This window comes from Leclercia sp. LTM14 (genome assembly GCF_023736175.1).
Lineage (GTDB): Bacteria > Pseudomonadota > Gammaproteobacteria > Enterobacterales > Enterobacteriaceae > Enterobacter > Enterobacter barmai.
This window is the reverse complement of the sequence record NZ_JAIKTT010000001.1, coordinates 185,437-207,326: the sequence shown is the minus strand read 5'-3', so window position 1 is coordinate 207,326 and position 21,890 is coordinate 185,437. Positions and strand designations below refer to the sequence as shown.

General features: G+C 56.0%; 25 protein-coding genes and 1 pseudogene. 20 read left to right on the top strand and 6 right to left on the bottom strand.

Annotation, left to right across the window (positions count from 1 at the left end; all coding sequences use genetic code 11):
* The first annotated feature begins 294 nt into the window (after window positions 1-294).
* The 18 genes from K5I40_RS00965 (at window position 295) to K5I40_RS00880 (ending at window position 15,281) form a co-directional block, all read left to right on the top strand.
* Window positions 295-1,419, top strand: a complete 1,125-nt coding sequence (locus K5I40_RS00965) for an amidase (RefSeq protein ID WP_223073886.1) — start codon at window positions 295-297, stop codon at window positions 1,417-1,419.
* A gap of 103 nt (window positions 1,420-1,522) precedes the next feature.
* Window positions 1,523-2,650: an acyl-CoA dehydrogenase family protein gene (locus K5I40_RS00960; RefSeq protein ID WP_223073887.1), complete on the top strand. Its 1,128-nt coding sequence runs from the start codon at window positions 1,523-1,525 to the stop codon at window positions 2,648-2,650.
* Between the two features lie 21 nt (window positions 2,651-2,671).
* Window positions 2,672-3,028: a hypothetical protein gene (locus K5I40_RS00955; protein WP_039030753.1), complete on the top strand. Its 357-nt coding sequence runs from the start codon at window positions 2,672-2,674 to the stop codon at window positions 3,026-3,028.
* Window positions 3,029-3,039: 11 nt separating this feature from the next.
* The gene (locus tag K5I40_RS00950) at window positions 3,040-3,552 is read left to right on the top strand and encodes a nuclear transport factor 2 family protein (protein WP_139565379.1); all 513 of its coding nucleotides are present in this window, start codon (window positions 3,040-3,042) and stop codon (window positions 3,550-3,552) included.
* Window positions 3,553-3,580: 28 nt separating this feature from the next.
* Window positions 3,581-4,894, top strand: a complete 1,314-nt coding sequence (locus K5I40_RS00945; RefSeq protein WP_223073888.1) for a Rieske 2Fe-2S domain-containing protein — start codon at window positions 3,581-3,583, stop codon at window positions 4,892-4,894.
* Window positions 4,894-5,373 (top strand): aromatic-ring-hydroxylating dioxygenase subunit beta, encoded by a 480-nt coding sequence (locus K5I40_RS00940; RefSeq protein ID WP_223074001.1) that lies wholly within the window; start codon window positions 4,894-4,896, stop codon window positions 5,371-5,373. The genes K5I40_RS00945 and K5I40_RS00940 overlap by 1 nt, the downstream gene beginning before the upstream one ends.
* Window positions 5,374-5,383: 10 nt before the next feature.
* Window positions 5,384-6,124: an SDR family NAD(P)-dependent oxidoreductase gene (locus K5I40_RS00935; protein WP_039030750.1), complete on the top strand. Its 741-nt coding sequence runs from the start codon at window positions 5,384-5,386 to the stop codon at window positions 6,122-6,124.
* Window positions 6,125-6,133: 9 nt separating this feature from the next.
* A complete protein-coding gene (locus K5I40_RS00930) occupies window positions 6,134-7,066 on the top strand; it encodes a PDR/VanB family oxidoreductase (protein ID WP_223073889.1) in 933 nt (310 codons plus the stop codon).
* A 10-nt stretch (window positions 7,067-7,076) separates the two neighbouring features.
* Window positions 7,077-7,571: a flavin reductase gene (locus K5I40_RS00925; RefSeq protein ID WP_039030748.1), complete on the top strand. Its 495-nt coding sequence runs from the start codon at window positions 7,077-7,079 to the stop codon at window positions 7,569-7,571.
* An 86-nt stretch (window positions 7,572-7,657) separates the two neighbouring features.
* Entirely contained in the window at window positions 7,658-8,917 is a 1,260-nt protein-coding gene (locus K5I40_RS00920) for an MFS transporter (protein WP_052246206.1), read from the top strand.
* Entirely contained in the window at window positions 8,914-9,600 is a 687-nt protein-coding gene (locus tag K5I40_RS00915; protein WP_223073890.1) for a 3-oxoacid CoA-transferase subunit A, read from the top strand. Before K5I40_RS00920 ends, K5I40_RS00915 begins: the two co-directional genes overlap by 4 nt.
* Before the next feature lie 9 nt (window positions 9,601-9,609).
* Window positions 9,610-10,272 carry a 3-oxoacid CoA-transferase subunit B gene (locus K5I40_RS00910; protein ID WP_223073891.1) on the top strand — a complete coding sequence of 221 codons (663 nt, stop codon included), beginning with the start codon at window positions 9,610-9,612 and terminating at the stop codon, window positions 10,270-10,272.
* Window positions 10,273-11,040: a 3-oxoadipate enol-lactonase gene (pcaD, locus tag K5I40_RS00905; RefSeq protein ID WP_223073892.1), complete on the top strand. Its 768-nt coding sequence runs from the start codon at window positions 10,273-10,275 to the stop codon at window positions 11,038-11,040.
* Window positions 11,037-12,152, top strand: coding sequence for a muconate cycloisomerase family protein (locus K5I40_RS00900; protein ID WP_223073893.1), 1,116 nt, complete (start codon window positions 11,037-11,039; stop codon window positions 12,150-12,152). Before pcaD ends, K5I40_RS00900 begins: the two co-directional genes overlap by 4 nt.
* Window positions 12,153-12,163: 11 nt before the next feature.
* A complete protein-coding gene (catC, locus tag K5I40_RS00895) occupies window positions 12,164-12,451 on the top strand; it encodes a muconolactone Delta-isomerase (RefSeq protein WP_223073894.1) in 288 nt (95 codons plus the stop codon).
* A 46-nt stretch (window positions 12,452-12,497) separates the two neighbouring features.
* Window positions 12,498-13,424, top strand: a complete 927-nt coding sequence (catA, locus tag K5I40_RS00890) for a catechol 1,2-dioxygenase (RefSeq protein WP_223073895.1) — start codon at window positions 12,498-12,500, stop codon at window positions 13,422-13,424.
* A 447-nt stretch (window positions 13,425-13,871) separates the two neighbouring features.
* The gene (locus K5I40_RS00885) at window positions 13,872-14,300 is read left to right on the top strand and encodes a hypothetical protein (protein ID WP_251929510.1); all 429 of its coding nucleotides are present in this window, start codon (window positions 13,872-13,874) and stop codon (window positions 14,298-14,300) included.
* 93 nt (window positions 14,301-14,393) lie between these two features.
* Window positions 14,394-15,281: a Kiwa anti-phage protein KwaB-like domain-containing protein gene (locus K5I40_RS00880; RefSeq protein ID WP_223073897.1), complete on the top strand. Its 888-nt coding sequence runs from the start codon at window positions 14,394-14,396 to the stop codon at window positions 15,279-15,281.
* Window positions 15,282-15,700: 419 nt separating this feature from the next.
* On the opposite strand, the gene K5I40_RS00875 is transcribed toward K5I40_RS00880, so the two are convergent.
* Together K5I40_RS00875 and K5I40_RS00870 are read right to left on the bottom strand one after the other, a co-directional pair.
* Entirely contained in the window at window positions 15,701-16,192 is a 492-nt protein-coding gene (locus K5I40_RS00875) for a type VI secretion system tube protein TssD (RefSeq protein WP_223073898.1), read from the bottom strand.
* Between the two features lie 248 nt (window positions 16,193-16,440).
* Window positions 16,441-16,959 (bottom strand): DUF2778 domain-containing protein, encoded by a 519-nt coding sequence (locus K5I40_RS00870; protein WP_223073899.1) that lies wholly within the window; start codon window positions 16,957-16,959, stop codon window positions 16,441-16,443.
* 225 nt (window positions 16,960-17,184) lie between these two features.
* Between K5I40_RS00870 and K5I40_RS00865 the strand changes: the two genes are divergently transcribed.
* On the top strand, window positions 17,185-17,427 hold the full coding sequence (locus K5I40_RS00865; RefSeq protein WP_223073900.1) for a hypothetical protein: 243 nt from the start codon (window positions 17,185-17,187) through the stop codon (window positions 17,425-17,427).
* 52 nt (window positions 17,428-17,479) lie between these two features.
* Here K5I40_RS00865 and K5I40_RS00860 read toward each other — a convergent pair whose 3' ends face one another.
* The 4 genes and pseudogenes from K5I40_RS00860 to K5I40_RS00845 form a co-directional block, all read right to left on the bottom strand.
* Window positions 17,480-17,935, bottom strand: a complete 456-nt coding sequence (locus K5I40_RS00860) for a hypothetical protein (RefSeq protein ID WP_223073901.1) — start codon at window positions 17,933-17,935, stop codon at window positions 17,480-17,482.
* Between the two features lie 620 nt (window positions 17,936-18,555).
* Window positions 18,556-19,035, bottom strand: a pseudogene (locus K5I40_RS00855) (Hcp family type VI secretion system effector).
* Window positions 19,036-19,258: 223 nt separating this feature from the next.
* Window positions 19,259-19,972: a hypothetical protein gene (locus tag K5I40_RS00850; protein ID WP_139565365.1), complete on the bottom strand. Its 714-nt coding sequence runs from the start codon at window positions 19,970-19,972 to the stop codon at window positions 19,259-19,261.
* Between the two features lie 234 nt (window positions 19,973-20,206).
* Window positions 20,207-21,043 carry an AraC family transcriptional regulator gene (locus K5I40_RS00845; RefSeq protein ID WP_231568144.1) on the bottom strand — a complete coding sequence of 279 codons (837 nt, stop codon included), beginning with the start codon at window positions 21,041-21,043 and terminating at the stop codon, window positions 20,207-20,209.
* Between the two features lie 111 nt (window positions 21,044-21,154).
* Between K5I40_RS00845 and K5I40_RS00840 the strand changes: the two genes are divergently transcribed.
* A complete protein-coding gene (locus K5I40_RS00840; RefSeq protein ID WP_223073902.1) occupies window positions 21,155-21,889 on the top strand; it encodes an AzlC family ABC transporter permease in 735 nt (244 codons plus the stop codon).
* Window position 21,890: the final 1 nt, after the last annotated feature.

The window sequence follows — 21,890 nt, the reverse complement described above, 5'->3', positions numbered from 1 at the left end:
ATTTGTTATAACCTACTGTAAATAAATGATTTTATAAACAGGCCGTCCTGATTGTCAGGGCGGCTTTTTTTTGATTCCCGCGCAGGCTTTATTGTTATTTTTCATCATCCTGACCCACTTATCCACATGTGTTAACAAAATGTTTCATTGTTATTTTTTCGTAAAATTAACGTGAAATATTACTTGAATATTCATCTAAATATTCCATGATTGACCTGAGCAAACGTGGGTCGAACCGCAGCGAAGACTGCCCGGCCCGAATGTGATTCGTTTTTTCTGGTTAAGGTGCGAATTATGCAGCCCGTTACTGAGAGCAATGGTTACGTCGCGCAGTTTACCCTTGGTGAGGGCGACCTGCGCTTCGCGGTGAAAGACACCCTCGACATCGCAGGCTTTCCGACCCGTGCAGGCTGCCCGGCGCTGGCGGCAAACCCGGTGGCAGCAACGCACGCCGACGTGGTTGCGACCCTTCTCGGGAAGAACTGCGTCCTGACCGGAAAAACCACCCTGCATGAACTGGCGTTTGGCGTCACCGGGATCAACCCCTGGGGCGGCACGCCGGTTAACCCGCAGTTTCCTGACCTGATCCCCGGCGGCTCCTCCAGCGGCTCTGCCGCGGTAGTGGCTTCCGGCGAGGTCGATTTTGCCCTCGGCACCGACACCGGCGGCTCGGTGCGCATGCCTGCCGCCTGCTGCGGGATCCTCGGCTTAAAGCCAACTTACGGCCAGCTTAGCCGGGAAGGGGTGATGCCCGCCCAAAGCTCGCTGGACTGCGTAGGGATCTTCGCCCGCCGCGCCGAGGTGCTGCGCGAGGTACTGGCCCGTCTGGGGCTGCCGGTTGACGCCCCATTACAGACGATGCCCGCCATCGGCTTTATCCCGGCGGCGCTCGTCGACATCGACTCGCTGCTGCTGAATTTCCTGGCGCAGGCTGACCTGCGTCCCCATCAGGTTGAGCTCCCGCTGCTGGGCGATGCCCATCGCGCCGGGCTGACCATCATCAGCCACGAAAACTGGCAGGCGTTTAACCCGCTCCTGAGCGATGAGCGGCTCTCCGCCGATGTCGCTACCCGCATCCGCGTCGGGGCCGATATCGATGCCGGTGCCCTGCATGCCGCAGAAACCATCCGCCAGGTCTTTACCGCCCAGGTGGATGCCCAACTGGCGAAAACCCCTCTGCTGGCGCTGGCAACCCTGCCGGAACTGCCGCCAACCCTGGAAGAGGCGAAAGATCCGCTGACCGTGGTGAACCTCACCCGTCTGGTGCGGCCGTTTAACCTCAGCGGCCATCCGGCGCTGACCCTGCCTGCGGGCACGCTAAACGGACGCCCGGTGGCGCTGCAGCTTGTCGCCGCCAAAGGGCAGGAGGGTCTGCTGGTTCAGGCGGCTGAGTGGTTGTCCGGGCGACGACGCCGCTAACTATCCCGCTTTCCCGTTCAGTTTTAACCATAACTCAGTGAGTACCACTCATTGCGGCAGCACTCGTCTCTCTGCGGGCCGCACACTCTTTTGGGAGGAAGCTATGTCTGCCGTTCATGTTCGTGAGGAACTCGTTCCACTGCTGAATGAAGTCGCCACCCGCAGCGCCGATTTTGAGCAACAGCGTCATATCTCTGACGACATCATCGCCCGCTTTAAGCAGATTGGCGTCTATCGCGCCTTAGTCCCAAAAATCTACGGCGGCGAAGAGTGCTCCCCGGCGCAGTTTTGTGAGCTGATCGAGCAGATCGCCACCGCCGATGGCTCCGCAGGCTGGGTCGCCAGCTTCGGCATGAGCCCGTTTTACCTCGGCGCATTGCCGCCGGACACCTTAAAAGAACTCTACCGCGACGGCCCGGACGTGGTCTTTGCCGGTGGCATTTTCCCGCCGCAGAAAGCGGTGCTGGCGGATGGCGGCTACCGCGTCACCGGACGCTGGGGCTTTGCCAGCGGCAGCATGGGCGCCTCGGTGTTTGGCGTCGGGATCCTGCCGGAGAGTGGCGAAACCCTGCCGCGCATGGCGGTGCTGCCGCGTGACAGCGTGCAGATCGACCCGGTGTGGAACACCGTCGGCCTGGCCGGGACCGGGAGCCACGATCTGGTGGTGAACGACGCCTTTGTGCCGCAGGAGTGGACCTTCGTTCGCGGCGGCGCGCTCAACCTGGAAGGGGCGCTCTATCGCTATCCGGTGCTGTCCCTCGCGACCCAGGTGCTGTCGGTGGTGGCGCTTGGCGTCGCCCGCGCGGCACTCAACGAAATCTATGCCATTGCCCATCGCCAGCAGTCGGTCACCGGCGCGCCGCGCCTCGCCGACCGCCCGCAGGCGCAGATGCAGATTGCCCGCTGCGAAGCGGATCTGCGCTCCGCCCGGGCCTGGTTCTACGACGCCATTGACGACGTCTGGCAGTGCATTCTCGCCGGGGATGATCCGGCCTGCGAGCAGATCAACGCCCTGCGGCTGTCGTCCACCCACGTCACCCGCGTGGCCGCCGAGGTAACCCGCCAGGCGCTGGCGCTGAACGGCATGGGCGGCATCACCATGAAAAGCCCGCTGCAACGCTACGTGCGCGACACCATGGTGATCACCCAGCACGCCTTTATGGGCGACCTCTCTTATCTCAACGCCGGTACGGTCTATTTCGGTGGCCAGCCTCTGCCGGGTTATTTGTAATTTTTACGAAAGGAGCAACAGATGAGCCAGACAACAACCTTACGCGTGCTGTTTTGCATCGGCGTGAACCAGAACTTCTTTGACGCCACCCCGGCAGAAGCCAAACAGGTGTGGGCCGCATTCGGCGTGATGATGAAGGGCATCGACGAAACCCAGGGCATCCGCGTCATCGGCAACATGGACGATGACCGCCTGATGGTCGGCCCGTCCACTACTTCGCCGTGGACCACCTACGTGCTGGCCGATGCCGACACCCTCGACAGCGTGGTGGCCGCCTGCAACCTGTTCCGCACCACCCCGGTGGGCGACGGCGACAGCAAACTGTGGAAGTACTGCAAGATCGAAGCCCGCGTCGGTCGCGAACTGATCATTCAGTAACGGAGCGGATCATGAGCCCACAGGATGCGCTGCGTTTACAGCAGCTTGAAGATCAGCAGGCCGCCCGGGTCTGTATCAGCACCTACATGCGGCTGTGCGATCGGCTGGACGACATGGCGACGGTGCAGGCCATCGGGGCCCTGTTCAGCGCAGACGCCTGCTGGGAAGGGCTGGGTGAGCCTTACGCCACCCGGCTGGGAAGACATCAGGGACGCGAGGCGATTGTGGCGATGATGGCGGGCTACGTCCGCACGCCCGCGCACTTCGCCCTGAACGGCCATTTTTTATGCTCCGAAGCGCTGTATCACGATGCCGACGGCGTGCTGCATGGCCGCTGGCAGATGCTGCAAACCTCCGCCTTTACCGCCGGGGGCGCGCATCTGAATGCCGCCGAGCTGCAGATTATTTTCCGTCGCGAGGCGGGTGAGATGACCATGCACCATTTCACCACCCGCAACCTGTTCAGCCGGCCGGTGAGCCACTGGCATGCGGCGGATGCGTTACCTGTCCCTGACAAAAACTAGAACCTCGATCGCCAGCAGGAGAAAGATTATGCAGTGTGACCACATCATCAACGTCAAGAATATCGATACCACCGCGCAGCCGAGCCTGAGCCGGGAAGAGATTGCGGGCCTGGTAAAGCATGACCGCGTCCACACGTCGCTCTACACCTCAGACGAACTCTTCCAGCTGGAGCTGGACCGTATTTTCAGCAAAACCTGGGTCTGGGTGGCGCACGTCAGCGAGATCCCGGAGACCGGCAGCTTCAAAACCACCGAGATCGGCACCCAGCCGGTGATCGTGGTGCGTGATCGTAAAGGCGCGATCCACACCCTGCTGAACCGCTGCCGCCACCGCGCGGCCACCGTCTGCGAGCACCGCAGCGGCAAGACCAACAGCTTCGTCTGCCCGTACCACGGCTGGGGCTACGCCCTCGACGGCAGCCTGCGCGGCGTGCCGCACCCGGAAAGCTATGCCGATCAGCTTGAGAAAAACGAGCTGGGTCTGGTGTCGCTGCGTACCGAACAGTATGCGGGCATGGTCTTCGCCACCTTTAACGACGAGATCGAACCGCTGGAGGATTTCCTCGGCGCGGCGAAGAAGTGGATGGATCTGTTTATGAAGCAGGGGGCGGGCTACCCGATCAAGACCGGGCCTGCGCACCGTTTCCGCTTCCCGGGCAACTGGAAAATTCAGCTGGAGAACACCACCGACGGCTACCACTTCCCGGTGGTGCACCGCTCCTTCCTGAGCTCGGTGGATAAGCAGACCGAAGAGATGCTCAACTTCGTGGACGGCAGCGGCTATGTGGAAGATCTCGGCAACGGCCACAGCGTGATGGTGATGATCCCCGAGCTGGTGGATCTGGAAGCTAACCTCGACGCGCCAATCCCGGAGCGCTTTGTCGAACTGGCTGACGAACTGCGCAAAGATCACGACGAAGAGCAGGTACGCCGCATCGTGCGCGCGGTGGGCGGCTCCGGCTTCAATCTCAACCTGTTCCCGAATATCGCCTGTTCGATGGCCTTCTTCCGCGTATTGCAGCCGATCTCAGTGATGGAAACCGAAATCCACCACGCGGTGATCACCATGGACGGCGGGCCGGAGATTGCCAACCAGGCGCGCCTGCGTCTGCACGAACACTTCCAGGGGCCGATGGGCTTTGGCACCCCGGACGACTCCGAAGCCTGGGAGCGCGTACAGCGCGGGGCCACCGCCGGGGATGATCTGTGGATCATGCTCAACCGCGGACTGGCCGGGGAGTACCGCACCGACGATGGCCTGCGCAGCGACGTCAGCGCCGAGACCGGCATGCGGGCGGCCTATCAGCAGTGGAAAAAATTGATGACGGAGAGCGAAAAATGATGACCCCAGATTCTGTCCTGTTTGCGGCCATGTCCGTAATCAACCTCGAAGGCGATCTGCTGGACCAGGGCGAGTTCAACGCCTGGCTGGAGCTGTGGCAGCGCGACGGCCTGTACGTGGTGCCCATCGACCCGAACGAAACCGATTTTAAAAACACCCTCAACTACGCCTGCGACGATCACCACATGCGCGAGCGCCGGGTGAAGCGCCTCTACAGCGGGGAGTCCATCTCCACCACGCCACGCGCCAGAACGCTGCGCACCCTGTCGCGCTTCCGCCTGCTGGAATCCAGCGAGGATCTGATCGTGGTGCGCGGGGCGCAGTCCCTGTGGGAGCACCGCAAGGGGCACAGCCGCCACTACGCGGCGGACATCACCTGGCACCTCAAGCCGCAGGACGGCAGGTTGCTGATTACCCAAAAGGTGATCTGCCTGGTCAACAGCGACGATGTGCTGCACAGCATCGGCTACATCCTCTGAGGAGCCGCCCATGACGCAAACCGTATTAGTAACCGGCGCCGCCGCCGGTCTCGGCAACGTGATTGCCGCCCACCTGCTGGCGCAGGGATATCAGGTGGTGCTGACCGACGTCGACGCCGCCCGGGCGCAGCAGGCCGCGGATCGCCTGGATAACGGGCAGGGCAGAGTCCTGGCGCTGGGGCTGGATATTCGCCAGCCGCAGGATTTCGCCAAAGCGCTGACGGCCACCCTCGAGCGTTTCGGCAGCCTTGAAGTGCTGGTGAACAACGCCGCGCTGACCCTCGCCACCCCGGTGATGGAGATTGAGGTCGACGAGTTCGACCGGGTGATTTCCACCAACCTGCGCGGCACCTTTGTCGGCTGCCAGACCATGGGGCGCTACTTCGCGGGCAAAGGCTATGGCCGCATCATCAACCTGGCTTCACTGGCCGGGCAGAACGGCGGAACCGCATCCGGGGCCCACTACGCGGCCTCCAAGGGCGGGATCCTGACCCTCACCAAAGTGTTTGCCCGCGAGCTGAGTAAATCCGGCGTGACGGTAAACGCCATTGCCCCGGGCCCGATGGATCTGCCGATGGTTCACGCCCTGGTACCGGAAGAGAAGATGGCCGGACTGCTGCAGATGATCCCGGTCGGCAAATTAGGTGAAGCAGAGTTTGTCGCACAGGCCGTGGCCTTGCTGGCATCAGAGCAGGCGTCGTTTGTCACCGGGGCAACCTGGGACATCAACGGCGGCCTGTTTATGCGTTAAGGAGTCAACATGCTGACATTACAGGTTATCAGGCGGGAGTTGCAGGGCGAGGTAGTCCTGCTGACGCTGGCGCATTCTGACGGTATCGACCTCCCGCCCTTCAGCGCGGGGGCGCATATCGATCTGCATCTGGCAGAAGACCTGGTGCGTCCGTACTCCCTGTGCGGCGACCCAAACGATCGCCGCCACTACCAGCTCGGCATTCTCAAAGAGAGTAAATCCCAGGGGGGCTCTCTTGCCGCCCACGCCCTGAACGAAGGGGATTCGATTCAGGTCAGCGACCCGCGCAACCTGTTTGCGCTGGAGGAAACGGCCAGCCACTGCCTGCTGATTGGCGGCGGGATCGGCATCACCCCGATGCTGGCGATGGCCGCCGAACTGCACGCCAGCGGGCGCTCGTTCAGCCTGCACTACTGCGCCCGGACGCGGGAACAGGCGGCGTTTATCTCTCAACTGGAGCAGGCTCCGTATGCCGACCGCGTTCATCTGCACTTCAGCGATATCCAGCGCCTGAACCTGGCGGCCGTGCTGAGCGACGTTCCGGCCAAAACCCACGTCTACACCTGCGGCCCGACGCGGCTGATGGATGCGGTCAGCGAACAGGCCGCGGCAGCGGGCTATCGCCCGGAGCAGGTGCATCAGGAGTGCTTCAGCGCCGGGGTGATCACCGGCGGGGCGGCCTTTGAAGTGTTCGCCGCCACGAGCGGCATCACCGTGCAGGTGCTGGAGAACCAGAGCATCGTCGAGGCGCTGGCGCTGGCCGGGCTGAAGGTATGCGTCTCCTGCAGGCAGGGGATCTGCGGTAGCTGCCTGACCGACGTGCTGGAAGGCGAGCCGGATCATCGCGACAGCTACCTGACCGACGAAGAGAAAGCCGACGGCGACCAGATTTTGTTGTGTTGTTCCCGGGCAAAGAGCGCCCGTTTAGTTATCGATCTGTGAGGAATTCCTTATGACACTGCAAACCGAATTTCGTAATGCCATGGCGCAACTGGGCAGTGCGGTCTCCGTGATCACCACCGACGGCCCGGCGGGCAAGTTTGGGTTTACCGCCTCTGCCGTCTGCAGCGTCACGGACTCGCCGCCGACGCTGCTGGTGTGCATGAACCGCAACTCCTACGCCCATGAGCCCTTCAAGCAGAACCGGGTCCTGTGCGTCAACGTCCTCTCCAGCGACCACCAGGATCTCTCCGGGATCTTCGCCAACGCCAGCCTGCGCTCCGAGCAACGTTTCGAGTACGACACCTGGCAGGTGATGGCCAGCGGCGCGCCGGTGCTGAGCTCGTCCGTCGCCAGCTTCGACTGCGTGATCGACACCTGCCATGAAGTGGGCAGCCACACGGTGTTCTACTGCCAGGTGCAGGCGATCCGCATCAGCGAAGCCCCGCGCGGGCTGGTCTACTTCAACCGTCGCTACCATGCCATCGGGCATGACGTGGAAGCGTAAAACCAACCATAAGGGTAACGCTGATGAGCAATGTCGTGACTGAAACATCCGCCGCTTCGGCAGTACAACCGCAGGATGCGGGACAGATGCGCAAGCTGGTGTTCGCCTCGGTGCTGGGTAACGCGCTGGAATGGTATGACTTCTTCCTCTACGGCACCGCTGCGGCGCTGGTGTTTGGCCCGCTGTTCTTCCCGGTGGGCGGCGACCCGATGCAGGGCACGCTGCTGGCCTTCTCCGGTTTTGCGGTGGGCTTCCTTGCCCGTCCGCTGGGCGGGATCGTCTTCGGCCATCTCGGGGATCGCTACAGCCGCAAGATGACGCTGATCATGACCCTGACCCTGATGGGGGCCACCACCTTCGTCATCGGCCTGCTGCCGGTCTATGCCCAGATTGGCATCTGGGCGCCGATATCGCTCATCACCCTGCGCTTTTTACAGGGCGTGGCGTCGGGCGGCGAGTGGGGCGGCGGGGTGCTGATGCTGAGCGAGAACGCTCCGGCGTCGCGTCGCGGCTTCTTTACCGCCTGGAGCCAGATGGGGGTCTCCGGCGGGTTTGTCCTCTCGGCGTTTGCCTTTTATCTGGTGCAAAAGCTGCCGGAAGACGAACTGATGAGCTGGGGCTGGCGCGTGCCCTTCCTGCTCAGCATCGTCATCTTCCTGGTTGGAGTCTATATCCGCAAAAACATCCGCGAGAGCAAGGCCTTCACTCAGGCGAAGCCCGAAGAGAAACACGAGAAGATCCCGCTGATGGTGCTGGTGCGCGAGCACCCGAAAGCGCTGCTGCAGGCCATCGCCCTGCGCCTGCCCGAGAACGGCGCTTCCTATATCTTCTTCACCTTTTCGGTGGTCTACGCCAAACACATCGGCATCGGCACCGGGGAGATCATCAGCGCCGTGACCCTGGCGATGCTGGTGGAGTTCTTCTCGATCCTGTTCTGGGGCGCGCTCTCGGACCGCATCGGCCTGAAGCCGGTCTACTACATCGGCGTCATCGGCCTGCTGGTGATGGCCTTCCCGTTCTTCTGGCTGCTCTCCACCGGGGACTACGGCTGGATCATGCTGGCGATGCTGCTCGGCCTGCCGTTCTGCCACGGGGCGATGATCGGCACCCAGCCCTGCATCATGAGCGACCTGTTCCCGGTGCGCGTGCGCTACTCCGGCCTGGCGCTGGGGCATGAGGTGGGCTCGATCTTCTCCGGCGGACTGGGGCCGATGCTGGCGGTGGCGCTGCTGATGCACTTCGACGCTTCCTGGCCGGTCTCCCTTCTGCTGATGGCCTATGCGCTGCTGGCGTGGATCGCCCTGCGCAGCCTGCCGTCAACGAATAATAACGAGGTAAGCAAATGATTGATAAACGGATTGCCGCCACCGATGCCGCCGTGGCGGACATTTTTGACGGCGCGGTGGTAATGGTAGGCGGCTTCGGCGCGGCCGGACAGCCCGCCGAGCTGCTGGATGCCCTGATCCGCCGCAGACCGCGGGATCTGACCCTGATCAGCAACAACGCCGGAAACGGCGACTACGGCCTGGCGGCGCTGCTGAAGGCCGGGTGCGTGAAAAAGGTGATCTGCTCCTTCCCGCGCCAGACCGACTCCTGGGTCTTTGACGACCTCTACCGTCGCGGCGAAGTGGAGCTGGAGCTGGTCCCGCAGGGCAACCTCGCGGCGCGCATTCAGGCGGGCGGCAGCGGGCTGGGGGCGATCTTCACCCCGACCGGCTTTGGCACCGAGCTGGCGGCGGGCAAAGAGACCCGGCACATCGACGGCAGGGATTACGTGCTGGAGTACCCGTTAAAAGCCGATTTCGCCCTGATCAAAGCCCTGAAGGCCGACCGCTGGGGCAACCTGGTCTATGACAAAACCGGGCGCAACTTCGGGCCGATCATGGCCGCCGCCGCCAGCTGCACCATTGCGCAGGTGAGCGAGACGGTGCGCCTGGGCGAGCTTGATCCGGAGGCGGTGGTAACGCCGGGAATTTTTGTCCAGCGCGTGGTGACGGTCGCGCCGCAACGCCTGCCGCAGACGGCATAAGGAGAGCCTGTGAATAAACTGACCCATCAACAGCTGGCCGAACGTATCGCTCGCGATATCCCGGAAGGGGCCTATGTGAACCTCGGGATCGGCCTGCCGACGCGGATTGCCAACTATCTGCCTGCCGATCGCGAGATCTTCCTGCACAGTGAAAACGGCATTCTCGGCATGGGCCCGGCGCCTGCGCCGGGAGAAGAAGATCCTGAGCTTATTAATGCCGGAAAACAGCCGGTGACGCTGCTCGAAGGCGGCTGCTATTTCCATCACGGCGACTCGTTCACCATGATGCGCGGCGGCCACCTGGATATCTGCGTGCTGGGAGCCTATCAGGTCTCCGAGCGCGGCGACCTGGCGAACTGGAGCACCGGCGAACCCTCCTCGATTCCGGCGGTTGGCGGGGCGATGGATCTGGCGATTGGCGCGAAGCGCGTCTATGTGATGACCGAACATCTGACCCGTCAGGGCGACTGCAAGATCGTCCAGGCCTGCACCTATCCCCTGACCGGCATGGCCTGCATCGACCGGATCTACACCGACATGGCGGTGATGGATATCACCCCGGATGGCATCGTGGTGCGCGAGCTGTTTGGCGACGTGACGGCGGAGTATCTGCAGTCCGTCACCCCGGTGTCGCTGACCTTTGCCCTGAACGCTGAAACCGAGGAGGCGTAAATGGATCTGGAATATCGCCTCGACGGACCGGAAGAGGCCCCGCTGCTGGTGCTCTCTAACTCGCTCGGTACCACCTGGCAGATGTGGCAGGGGCAGATGGCTGACTTTGCCCGCCATTTTCGCGTGCTGCGCTACAACACCCGCGGCCACGGCCACTCGCCGGTGCCGGACGCGGGCATCACGCTCGACACGCTGGGGCAGGACGTGATTGCCCTGCTGGATCATCTCGACGTGGAACGCGCCTGTTTTTGCGGCATTTCGCTGGGCGGGATGACCGGGATGTGGCTGAACCGCCACGCCCCGTCACGTTTCTCACGCCTCGTGGTGGCGAACACCGCAGCCAGAATCGGCGAGGCGAAAGGCTGGCAACAGCGTGCCGGAACGGTGCGCCAGCAGGGGATGGCCCCGGTCGCCAGCACGGCGGCGGAGCGCTGGTTCACCCCGGCATATCGCCAGAGCAATCCCGGGATGGTGAAGCTGCTGATTGACGGTCTGGCCGACACGCCCGCCGAAGGCTACGCCGCCTGCTGCGAAGCGCTGGCCACCGCCGATCTGCGCCAAGAGGTGGCCGCCATGCTGCGCCCGATGCTGGCCATCGCAGGCGAAGACGATCCGGTCACCACGGTTCAGGACGCCCGGTGGCTCGCGGCCCAGGCAAAGCAGACGGAGTCCGTGACGCTACCCTCCTCGCATCTGTCGAACGTCGCCTGCCCGGAGGCCTTTAACCAGCAGGTGCTGACCTTTTTAACCCGCAGGAGCACGACATGACCCTTACTATTGAATCCCTGGCCTGCTGGCTGGTGGACATTCCCACTATTCGCCCGCACAAGCTGTCGATGGCGACCATGGGTTGCCAGACTCTCGCCATCGTCAGAATGACCTGCGCGAACGGCGTCACCGGCTGGGGCGAAGCCACCACCATCGGCGGCATGAGCTACGGCCCGGAAAGCCCGGAAGCGATCAAATCCGCCATTGAGACCTATCTGGCCCCGCTGGTGTGCGGCCAGTCGTTCAGCGGTGTGGCGGCGCTCGCCGACAAGATGAACGCCCACGTGAAGGGCAATACCTTTGCCAAATCTGCCCTCGAAACCGCATTCCTTGATGCGCAGGGCAAGGCGCTGGGCCAGCCGGTCAGCGCGCTGCTGGGCGGGGCGCTGACGGATCGCCTCCCGGTGCTCTGGACCCTGGCGAGCGGCGACACGCAGAAAGACATCGATGAGGGCAAACGCCTGCTGGCGGAGGGGCGTCACAACACCTTCAAGCTGAAAATCGGCGCTCGCGGACTGGACGTGGACGTTCGCCACGCCCTGGCGATCAAGGCCGCGCTGGGCGATGAGGTGAGCGTGCGGGTGGACGTCAACCAGGCCTGGGATCTGACCACCGCCATCAAAGGGATGACCCAACTGCAGGCGGGCGGCATCGACCTGGTGGAACAGCCGATCCCGCTGTGGGACCGGCAAGGGCTTATCACCCTCAGCCAGCGATTTACGGTGCCGATCCTCGCCGACGAAGCGGTGGCGACCAGCCATGACGGCTACGCCCTGGCGAGCGGCGGCTTTACCGGCGTTTACGCCCTGAAGATCGCCAAGGCGGGCGGCCCGGTGCAGGCCCTGAAGCTGGCGCACGTGGCGCAGGCGGCAGGGGTGGCGCTCTACGGCGGCACCATGCTGGAAGGCACGCTCGGCACCGTCGCCTCGCTGCACGCCTGGTCGACGGTGAAGATGCAGTGGGGCACCGAGATGTTCGGCCCGCTGCTGCTGAAGGATGACATCGTGGTACGTCCGCTGGATTTCAGCCAGGGAGAGGTGACGTTACCCCAGGGGCCAGGATTAGGCATTGATATCGACGAAGACAAGCTGCGTCATTACGCGCGTCAATAAAGGAAAACATCATGCTTTTTAAAGTTGAAATGACGGTCAACATCCCGTCGTCGCTGCCTTCGGCAGACGTCGACGCCATCAAGGCGAAAGAGAAAGCCTACTCCCAGCGCCTTCAGCGTGAAGGCAAGTGGCCGCACATCTGGCGCGTGGTCGGACAGTATGCAAACGTCAGCATTTTTGACGTGGCGGACAACCAGGAGCTGCACGACATCCTGACCGCGCTGCCGCTCTACCCGTGGATGGAGATCAGTGTGCAGCCTCTGTGCACGCATCCGTCATCCATTCACAACGAACAATAGTCGTCGCAATAACTACAACAATCGTACCCTACAAGAGGAATATGCAATGTCTGTGAATCCTGTACACCAAACCGAACTGGACACCTTACTGGCAATCAGCAGCGGCTTAAATTCCACCGGCGGCAACGACCGTTTAAAGAACATCATGCACCAGCTGCTGAACGACCTGTGTAAGACCATCAAGCAGTTCGACGTGACCGATGAAGAGTTCTGGGTTGCGGTGAACTACCTCAACGAGCTGGGCGGACGTCAGGAAGCGGCGCTGCTGGCAGCCGGTCTGGGGCTGGAGCACTATCTGGATATGCGTGCCGACGAGAAAGAGGCGGCATCCGGCAACGAAGTGGGCACCCCGCGCACCATCGAAGGGCCGCTGTACGTGGCCAACGCCCCGCTGAGCGAAGGCTTTGCCCGCATGGACGACGGTAAAGAGCAGGCGGAAACCATGTGGCTGCAGGGCCAGGTGACCGATATGAACGGCAAGCCGGTGGCGGGTGCAATTGTGGACATCTGGCACGCCAACACCCTCGGCGGCTACTCGTTCTTCGACCAGTCCCAGAGCGAATACAACCTGCGCCGCCGCATCCGCACCGGTGACGACGGTCGCTACACCGTGCGCAGCATCGTGCCGTGCGGCTACGGCTGCCCACCGGATGGCCCAACCCAGAAGCTGCTGACCGCCATTGGCCGTCACGGCAACCGCCCGGCGCATGTGCACTTCTTTGTGTCGGCACCGGGGTACAAGCACCTGACCACGCAGATCAACCTGAACGGGGATGAGTATCTGTGGGATGACTTTGCGTTCGCGACGAGGGCGGAGCTGATTGCGGATCCGGTGAAGATTACCGATGCGGCTGTTGCCCGGGAGCGCGACCTCAACGGGGAGCATACGGAGGTGAATTTTAACTTTACGCTGGTGAAAGCGGCGGAGAGCGAGGAAGAGCAGAGAGGGAAACGGGCGCGCGTGAAGGAGTGAGTTTAGTCAGCACTCATTGAGTAGAAAGGGCCGGGGCCGCGTGAGCGGGCCCGGTTTTTTTTATAGGGAGGTAATTGGATAGCGTTAGTATTGGCAGACGTAGGCATTTACAGTTAGTTCCTCACTTACATGAATAATAGAAAGAAGGTTTAAGATAGTACCGCTTACTCTGCATTCCACTTCATCACCGTTGGTAAATGCCTTGTCCACTAAATCATGAAAAAAGCCACATCAGTCCTGTGTTGCGTGTTGCTATGGCAGCAAAGAGATAAGGCGATCACATATAAGTCAAGAAATAGTCTGTCACTGGGGTTAAAAAATCTTGTTTAGAAGTGAGTGTTCTTTTAACCTTTCGATTGATATGGTTATGTCGTTACAACGATAGGTGGAATCCATCCCTAACCTACCCTATAGTACTGTACATAAATCCAGTGTTAAGGGGGTAAAATGAACAAATTAGCAAGACTATTACTTACAGCAAGCTCTATAGCGCCAGTATGTATTACATTGATTTTCATTGGATGGGTGACTGATTCTACCTGGCTGGTCAAATACAGCTTGATCACTGCACTAGTGAGCTGGTTTCTTTGCATAGTACTAGTAAAATTTGCTGAGCTGAAACTGGAAACTTTGCATAAAAACATTCATTCTCTCTCGCCAGCTAACAAAGAAGTAACAAACTATTTTTTAAGTTATCTTTTCCCATTATTAGGGACGGATTCGATCGCTGAAAAAAAGAATATGCAATATTCTTTTATCTCTCGCTGCTTTTTTATATTTGCTTCTCTGAAAACTACAATTTTAACCCTGTGTTATCATTACATGGTTATAAATTTTATGAAGCTGAGGACGATACGGGTGTTGGTTTTGTATTGATTTCTAAAGAAGTTATTACAGACATCAAAGAAAAACAATTTCCTGTTGTAAAACTGACAGACTACACTTTTTTACATGTAACACGGTGATATTATGGCCTTATTTGCATTGATGGATGATAATGTAGCAACTAAAATATTACGCATTGAACTGGACAGCAATGCTAGTTCAACTATAAATACAATTTTTTCTGATCAAAAACTTCACTTTGAATCTCATCATGGCACAGTACTAAATTTTTACGCTGGATATACTCCTAGTTATGGTGAATGTTTTAAACTTACGAATTTTAAAGAGGCAGTGATACTTATAGATGCTGTTACTAGGAACACTGCCATCCCTGTTTGGGAGCCAAGTGTTATTGACCCAACTCATATAAAAGCTCTGTTCGTTGATATTGCTTCACCTCAAAATAATAACTTAATAGCAATTCAGACATTTAATAAAAAACAAATACTGGATACGTCCAAATCATTCGTTATGAAGTTATTTAGTTCGGCAAATACATTCAGTAAAGCAGATAATGTTGGATTTAATCTAGACGATAAATTAGTTGCGGTCATTAATGGTTCAGATATTTATTTTAAAAGTTTCTTTAAACTAAGAAGTATATTTGACATGTCAAGCTATTTTGAGGAAGCAACAGATCAAGAAGTTAATGATTTTGCAAAACATGCATCCTTTGAAGTATCACAAGATTTTAAATTGGATACAGTAGCTGATACTGTTATAAGAACCAAAGTTACCCTTATTAATAAAAGTGGAACATTGAACACTCAATCTATTTCAAAACTTAAGCAAGCAGCACAGAAAATCAATTTTCCATTACAGACAAATATTGCAGGGGGAATTGAGAGAATAGTTATGCCCCAAGGTAAAAAAGAAATAAAAGCATTACTTGATTTTCTGGATGAAGATATATTTACATCAGAAATATCACAAACGGTATATAAGTCAAATTCAAAAAGGAAATACAATTAAACTACCACTGAGGCTAGGGAAACCGTCAAACTTAAATGTTTTGATTCGCATTGCTATGAATTTTGTACTGACTTAAATATCAAAGGGGCCTGTACAGTCCCTTTGATAACCCTAACGAATATCACCTATCTTAGTGCACTGAAATACTGTTTCTTCAAAACTCAGTCAACAAACTCACAATATCCTCGTAATTTCCTGAACGAAGTAAGAAAAAATTAATAATGAAATTTTGGATCATGTTAACCTTGGATGCATATGAAAAATTTTTACAATGCTGCCAAAAAGGCAGTGGTAGTAATGGGATGAGGATACAAACATCCGTCAATGAAACAGCCAATTACACAGATTTTATTTAGAAGGCTTCTACATAAGCCTATCAGTTGAACAAAAAAAAAGAGGGCGCAATGCGCCCTCTTTGTTTAAGCCGTCGGGCGCTCATTCCACGCATCGGTAAACATGATGTTTCCATCTACAATGCGCCAGGTGATTTTCTCATATTGTAAGCTGATGCTTTCAACATGATTCATTTTATCGTTACCAGAAAGTTTTACGTTTGGCACTCCACAATTGACACCCGTAATTTTTACATTTTCCATTAATACGGTGTAATAACAGACCTCTTGCCCAGAATAGTTGATATGGTAGAAACGAACTTCAGCACTTTTGAGCGTTTGCCCAGATGCCGCGGCCTTGTAGAGATAAGGTGTAGAACTGTCTACCTCTTTTTCTAACATCATAGAAGAGTGTTGCCGCGTACCAGTGATTTTGCCATTTGCACTGTCTACAGGCAGGTTGATACCATGACTCATGCCGATTATTTCTATACTTCCTTCACGGTCCTTAACATCAACTGAACCTTTAATGTCCGCACCGCCGTCGTCCTTAAGCCATAAATAGGGAGGGATAGGCATTTTACAAGCTCCTTATTTTTTTGATTAACTTCATTGTTAAAATGTAGATAACGGTTGTTATCGGGAATACTGTGAGTATTGAGATATAAAAATAGAGGTCATAGAAATTATCTGCACCTATTTCTCCCGGGCCATATAATGAGTGGCCGATCCATTGTGATACGTTATAGTTCATCCATATTTCAGGACTCCCCAGCGTGCGGCCTACACACACAGAAAGCATCAGGAAGTACGCGATTTTTAACGCTCTACGGACAAGTGTTGCCATAGGTATTAATCACCTCAACCCAACCCCGGGCCATAAGAGAACGCTGACAGGGAACCTGTACCAGTGATGTTCTTAATAGTGCGTTTCGGATAAGGGCATAATCAGAATTGTGGGCTATTGTAATACAGCCTTCAGAAATCTTACCCGGATGAAGGCGGAATAATCCACGACTTACGCCGTTAACCCACGTGCCATCATCAATCCCCCAGTCATCCTTATAGAGTGCGAACCATTCATCCCTGTCAAATTCTGCACCGTAAAAAGCCCGGTTAACCAGATCCTGAGATTTAGCTTTAAGCCATGATCCTGCTCCGCCGGAGCCCCTGTCAACAATCCAGTATTTACCTGGTGGCAATGGGCCGTCATTTGGAATTGCCCCGCAAGCGCCTTTATTACGATATACCCCTTTACCTGAATGGGCCATAAATACGCCGACGCCGTACAGATTGAAGGGCGCATAATCAGCCCCGTTTAACAACAATTTTCCATGTAATGCCATAAGCTATCCTGTTTGCTTACGTTGATTAAGGGCATCGTACTACAGATTTACTTGTAAAATAATAGCGGGAAAGTAAATTTAGATAATGGACGCGCTCATGAATAACTATTTATTCACACTGACGATAAGTAAAGCTCTGGATATTATTGCTACGCGTTACTGTAAATAGTGACAATAGAAGTTTTCCAGCCATTAGCTATATCAATGATAAGGATCTTGTTAACAATGACGCCAGCAAAACAAGCAGGGCTGTGGCTTATCCATTTCTTGTCATTTCTGCTAATTTTTTCAGCATCTTACCTGTTCTTGCCTGAGATTTATTTGTATAGGCGTTTCAGCGATCTGGTTGGTTTTATTACCGAACAGGCATGGAATGATTTATTCATGTTAGCCATTCTTGGGGCGTCAGTAATAATCAATACCTTATTAATTTATATCGTCGCCACCCTGAGAAACAGACAAGCATAGCCACTATAAACCCGGTCTTTGCGACCGGGTTTTCTCAATGTCTTAAATGCGCTTAATGCACAGTGATATAGGGCTCTTTCACAAACTCATCCAACAGCCACACCATATCATGCAGCAAACCCGTTAATTCCTTCGCAATGCCAGGCGGCAGTGTGCCAGCCAGCAGCGCCTGTGTTAACGCCAGCGCATAATCCACCTGTAACGCGGTTTCCTGCCAGCACTCCGGTACACAGGAGGTGATTTTCTCACCCGCGATGAGCTGTGCGATCAGATGTGGGGGCAGATCGGCATCGCAGAGTTCTCGTAGCTGGCGCAGGCCATGCAGCAGGCGCTCGCAGAGCGCAGTACATGTTGCCGTATCGTCAGTTTCGATCAGCATGATCGCCAATGCAGCGCAGTGGTCGGCGGTCTCAAAGAGATCTGCATCAGCAGGAAGGGGAAGGGCGATAAGCGGGTGAAGAATGCTATCGTCAGATTGGAGATAAGAAAAAGCAGGGATATTAGCCATAGGGCATCCTCATTGTGCAGTTTTGATTAACCACCTGTGAGTTCCTACGCTCGAGGTGGTAGCGCTGACGGAGGTAGGAATGCCGTGCACAATGAAAACGGCCAGCCTTACGGCTGCTCCGCCAGCGCCACCGTGATTTTAACGGATATACGCTGCTGCGACATAATAAATGTCGCTTGTGCCAGCGGGTTCCTACGCCCGATTGCGGATGTGCCGCAACGCAATCACTCTACGATGCCGATCCCCTGAAAAAAAGGGTTAACCACAGATTACATAAGGTTACTTACGGCTTTGCGAGGTGCCTTCCAGAAAGGTCATACCGGGTGATTGGCTTGCCCTGCATCGATAACTACACTCCCCTTTAGTCACATAAAAAGAGGGGAGAGATCGTGAACATCAGCTTTCATTCACCAACTATTATTATTGGCGTGGTGATGGCGGTGTTTCGCTTACTGAAGCTGAATGCCTGAAAGAACTTGCCGGGGGCGCTTCGCTAGCCCGGCCTACAAAACCGAAGTTGTGAGGTAAAATGATCCGTCCACATGGGAAAAATCATTTCACCATGCGGTAAGAAAATAATTACAGGGCTGTTTTCACAGCCCTGTAATGGGCTCTGACCACTACGCGAAAACGCGCTGATTCCAGGCATCCGTATAGATAATATTCCCTTCACAATGCTTCCAGGTAATGCTTTCATAGCGCAGCAGAACGGTTTCAAGGTGTGTTCCGGTTAATGCCCCCGGGTAAAGGTCGGCGGTAATTGATGTTATTTTTACGTTATCAAGAATGATATTAAAATATTCCTTTTCCATGCCAACTTCGGTAATAGTGTACATTTTTATTGTTGCTCTTTTTAGCGTGGCACCTTCGCTTTGAGCCTTATATAAAAAGGGAGTGACCCGATCAAACTCTTTCTGAAATTAAATCGGGGCATGAATGCGCGAACCTGTTAGTCGCCCTGTATTCCCGTCTGTTGGGATATTCACGTTATGGGTAAGAGATTTGATTTCGATCGCACCGATCCGGTCAGCAATCAGAGATGAACCGACAAGCGGAGAACCATTGGCATCCTCTAACCAAAGATAAGCAGGATTAGACATATACATTCCTTGTGTTTATAGACTACGTTGATATATGTGTGTGATTCATTATTTAAACTTTTCGAATTTCGCAGTGATGAGCGGGAAAAACCAAACGATAGCGATAACTGTAACGAGCATTAGTCCCCACCAATAATCAGGAAATAAATATAACCAGAGCACAGCGAAGCCGATAAGAATAGTAGGGAGCACCAGATTATAGAGTAAAAGTGAGATAACGCTTTTAAACACTGAATTTCTCCCTGATTTCATCGGTAAGGTCGTCGAGGGAAGAATAGAGACCTGCTTTCACTTTTTTTATAATGTCAGCGAGTACGGGCTCGATGAAGTAATAGAGCATTTCCAGCTTTGCCTGATAAAGGATCCAGTAATAATTAGGATCAATGGCTTTTAGCCCCCGAGCAGCCATGGCCGCTTTTTGTTGGATGCCATACACCTGAAGAAGATAAACGCCAACGGGCATTTTCCCCGCCAGCTTCTGTGCAACGGACTTCGAAAGAAACTCAGATTGTGCGATGGCTTCCGCCATCGCCGCCGCTACGACGAACCGCGTTCCACCCGCTACTGCCATACTTGCCGCAAGGCTTGCAGCATTGCGAACCATGTTCTGAGCCGAACCGTCATGATTGCCCTCTTTCACATCCTTGCATAGGGTCTGGAAGTACAAATAAAGCATGTGGGCAATGACATTGCGGTATCTGTAAATAGACATAATGGAATAGACCATCCTTATCTCTTCAGCTTTGAGTTCCTGACATACGTTGTTATAACTGGGAATTAAACAGCTAGAGTACCAGCTGGCGCGCTCAATCCCCGAATAAATATCAGATGCAACACCTCTTGCTGCCTTTATCGTGTTGGTAAATCCATTTTCAGCATGGATGGCAAACTGCCTGTCACTTTGAAACTTCACTCTTAAATAGTCTGAAGCCTGCATTCAATATCCCTCTGAACTGTGATGGTAATGCATAATATGCTGATTTAGTGAACAGTTCACGTTGTAATAATATCTGAATGTGGAGGTAGTGGGTCACCCTGAGCCATTCCCGAACCAAATCGTCGTGCTCGCCGCCATTATTATTGGCGTGGTGATGGCGATATTTCGCTTGCTGAAGCTGAATGCCTGAAAGGGCTTGCCGGGGGCGCTTCGCTTGCCCGGCCTACAAAATCGTCAAACAGACGCCGCCGCAAACACCCCCGGCGTGGTACCAAAATGGGCGCGGAAGTGTTTGATTAGATGGCTCTGGTCAAAGAAGCCGATATCGCTGGCAACCTGCGCGGCGCCGATCCCTTTCGCCAGCAACCCCTTGGCGCGCATCAGGCGGATCTGCGTCAGATACTGATGCACCGACAGGCCGGTCATTTTCTGGAAGGTGCGCATAAAATAGAACTCACTTAAGCCTGCCGCCTGGGCAATCTCTTTTACCGTCAGGGGCAGGGCGTAGTTGCCGTGCAAGAAGTCGATCGCCTGACGAATATCCGCGCGCAAAAAGGGCTGACGCGAGCCTTTTACGCTGCGCTCGCCGTAATGACCCACCAGCAGGTTAAGGATCTGGTACATCACGCACTCTTTTTCCAGCGGGTCGTTGCTCTGTTTCATCACGCTCGCGGCCTGCAACATGCGGCGGGCCATAAGCGGATCGTGGCGAATTCCCTGCTGGCCGAAATTCACCTCGCCTTTGCCGCTGAGAACCGTTTGCGCCACCTCGTTGACCAGCGTCTCGCCCGGATAGAAGGCGCAGTAATCCCAGCCTTCATCGCGCTGCACCGCCTCGCCGGTGTGGACTTCGCCGGGGGCGATAATCATCACCGACCCTGCTGCGGCAATCCCGTTTTGCCTGCACACCCGGGTGCGCTGCGCCCCGCGAGCAAAGGCGGCAATCACAAACTCATCATGAAAATGGGGCGGGTAGCTGTGTTCGTAGCAGGTGGCCTGCAGGATCTCCATCCCGCCATGCAGCTGGCTGTCGCGCCACAGGCTAATCTCATCGCGTTTTACTTGCCCCACGTCGCGTCTCCCTGGCCTTCGTAAATTTCACTGCTGAGCAGGATTTTACTATAGCGATTGCTGCTGATTCTTAAGATAGTTATTGAACTAAGTAATATAAGGGATGAAACGATGTTGATGAAGATAAATACCGGACACCCCGCGTCCGCCGTGGACGAATTTCGGGCCGGTATTGCCGCCTGTCTGCCCACCATCGCGGGCTACTGGAGCATAGGCTTTGCCGCCGGGGCGATTGGCACACTCTCCGGGTTTACTACCGGGCAAATCGCGCTGCTGGCCAGCGCCCTCTACGCCGGTTCGGCGCAGTTTCTGTTTTACTCGCTGTGGGCCGCAGGGGCGGAAATGGCGTCGGTGGTGCTGAGCGTGCTGCTGGTGAACCTGCGCTACCTGCTGATGAGCTCCTCCATGAGCGTCTTTTTTCGTGACTACACCACCTTTCAGAAAGTGGTCAGCGGCCTGCTGCTGACGGATGAAACCTTTGGCGTGGCGGTGCAGCGCGCCAGTCCGCAGGGCAGGATCAACTATTACTGGATGCTGGGGCTGAATGTCACCGCCTGGCTGAACTGGATCATCGCCTGCGTAACCGGGGCCTGGCTGGCGACCGCGCTGCCAGCGTCGCTGATGGAGGGGCTGGGCTTCAGCCTGGTATCGATGTTTATCGGCCTGATCCTGATGATGTGGTTTGCCAGCCGCAGAAAAATACTGGAAACCCTGAACATAGCCGTCGCGGTGGTCATCACGCTGCTGATGGCCGGGAGCACGTCGCTCAGTATGGTGGTGATTGTCGCCGCATCCCTTGCCGCCACCCTGGCGACGCTGCTGTTACGCGCCCCGAAAGGAAAATAAG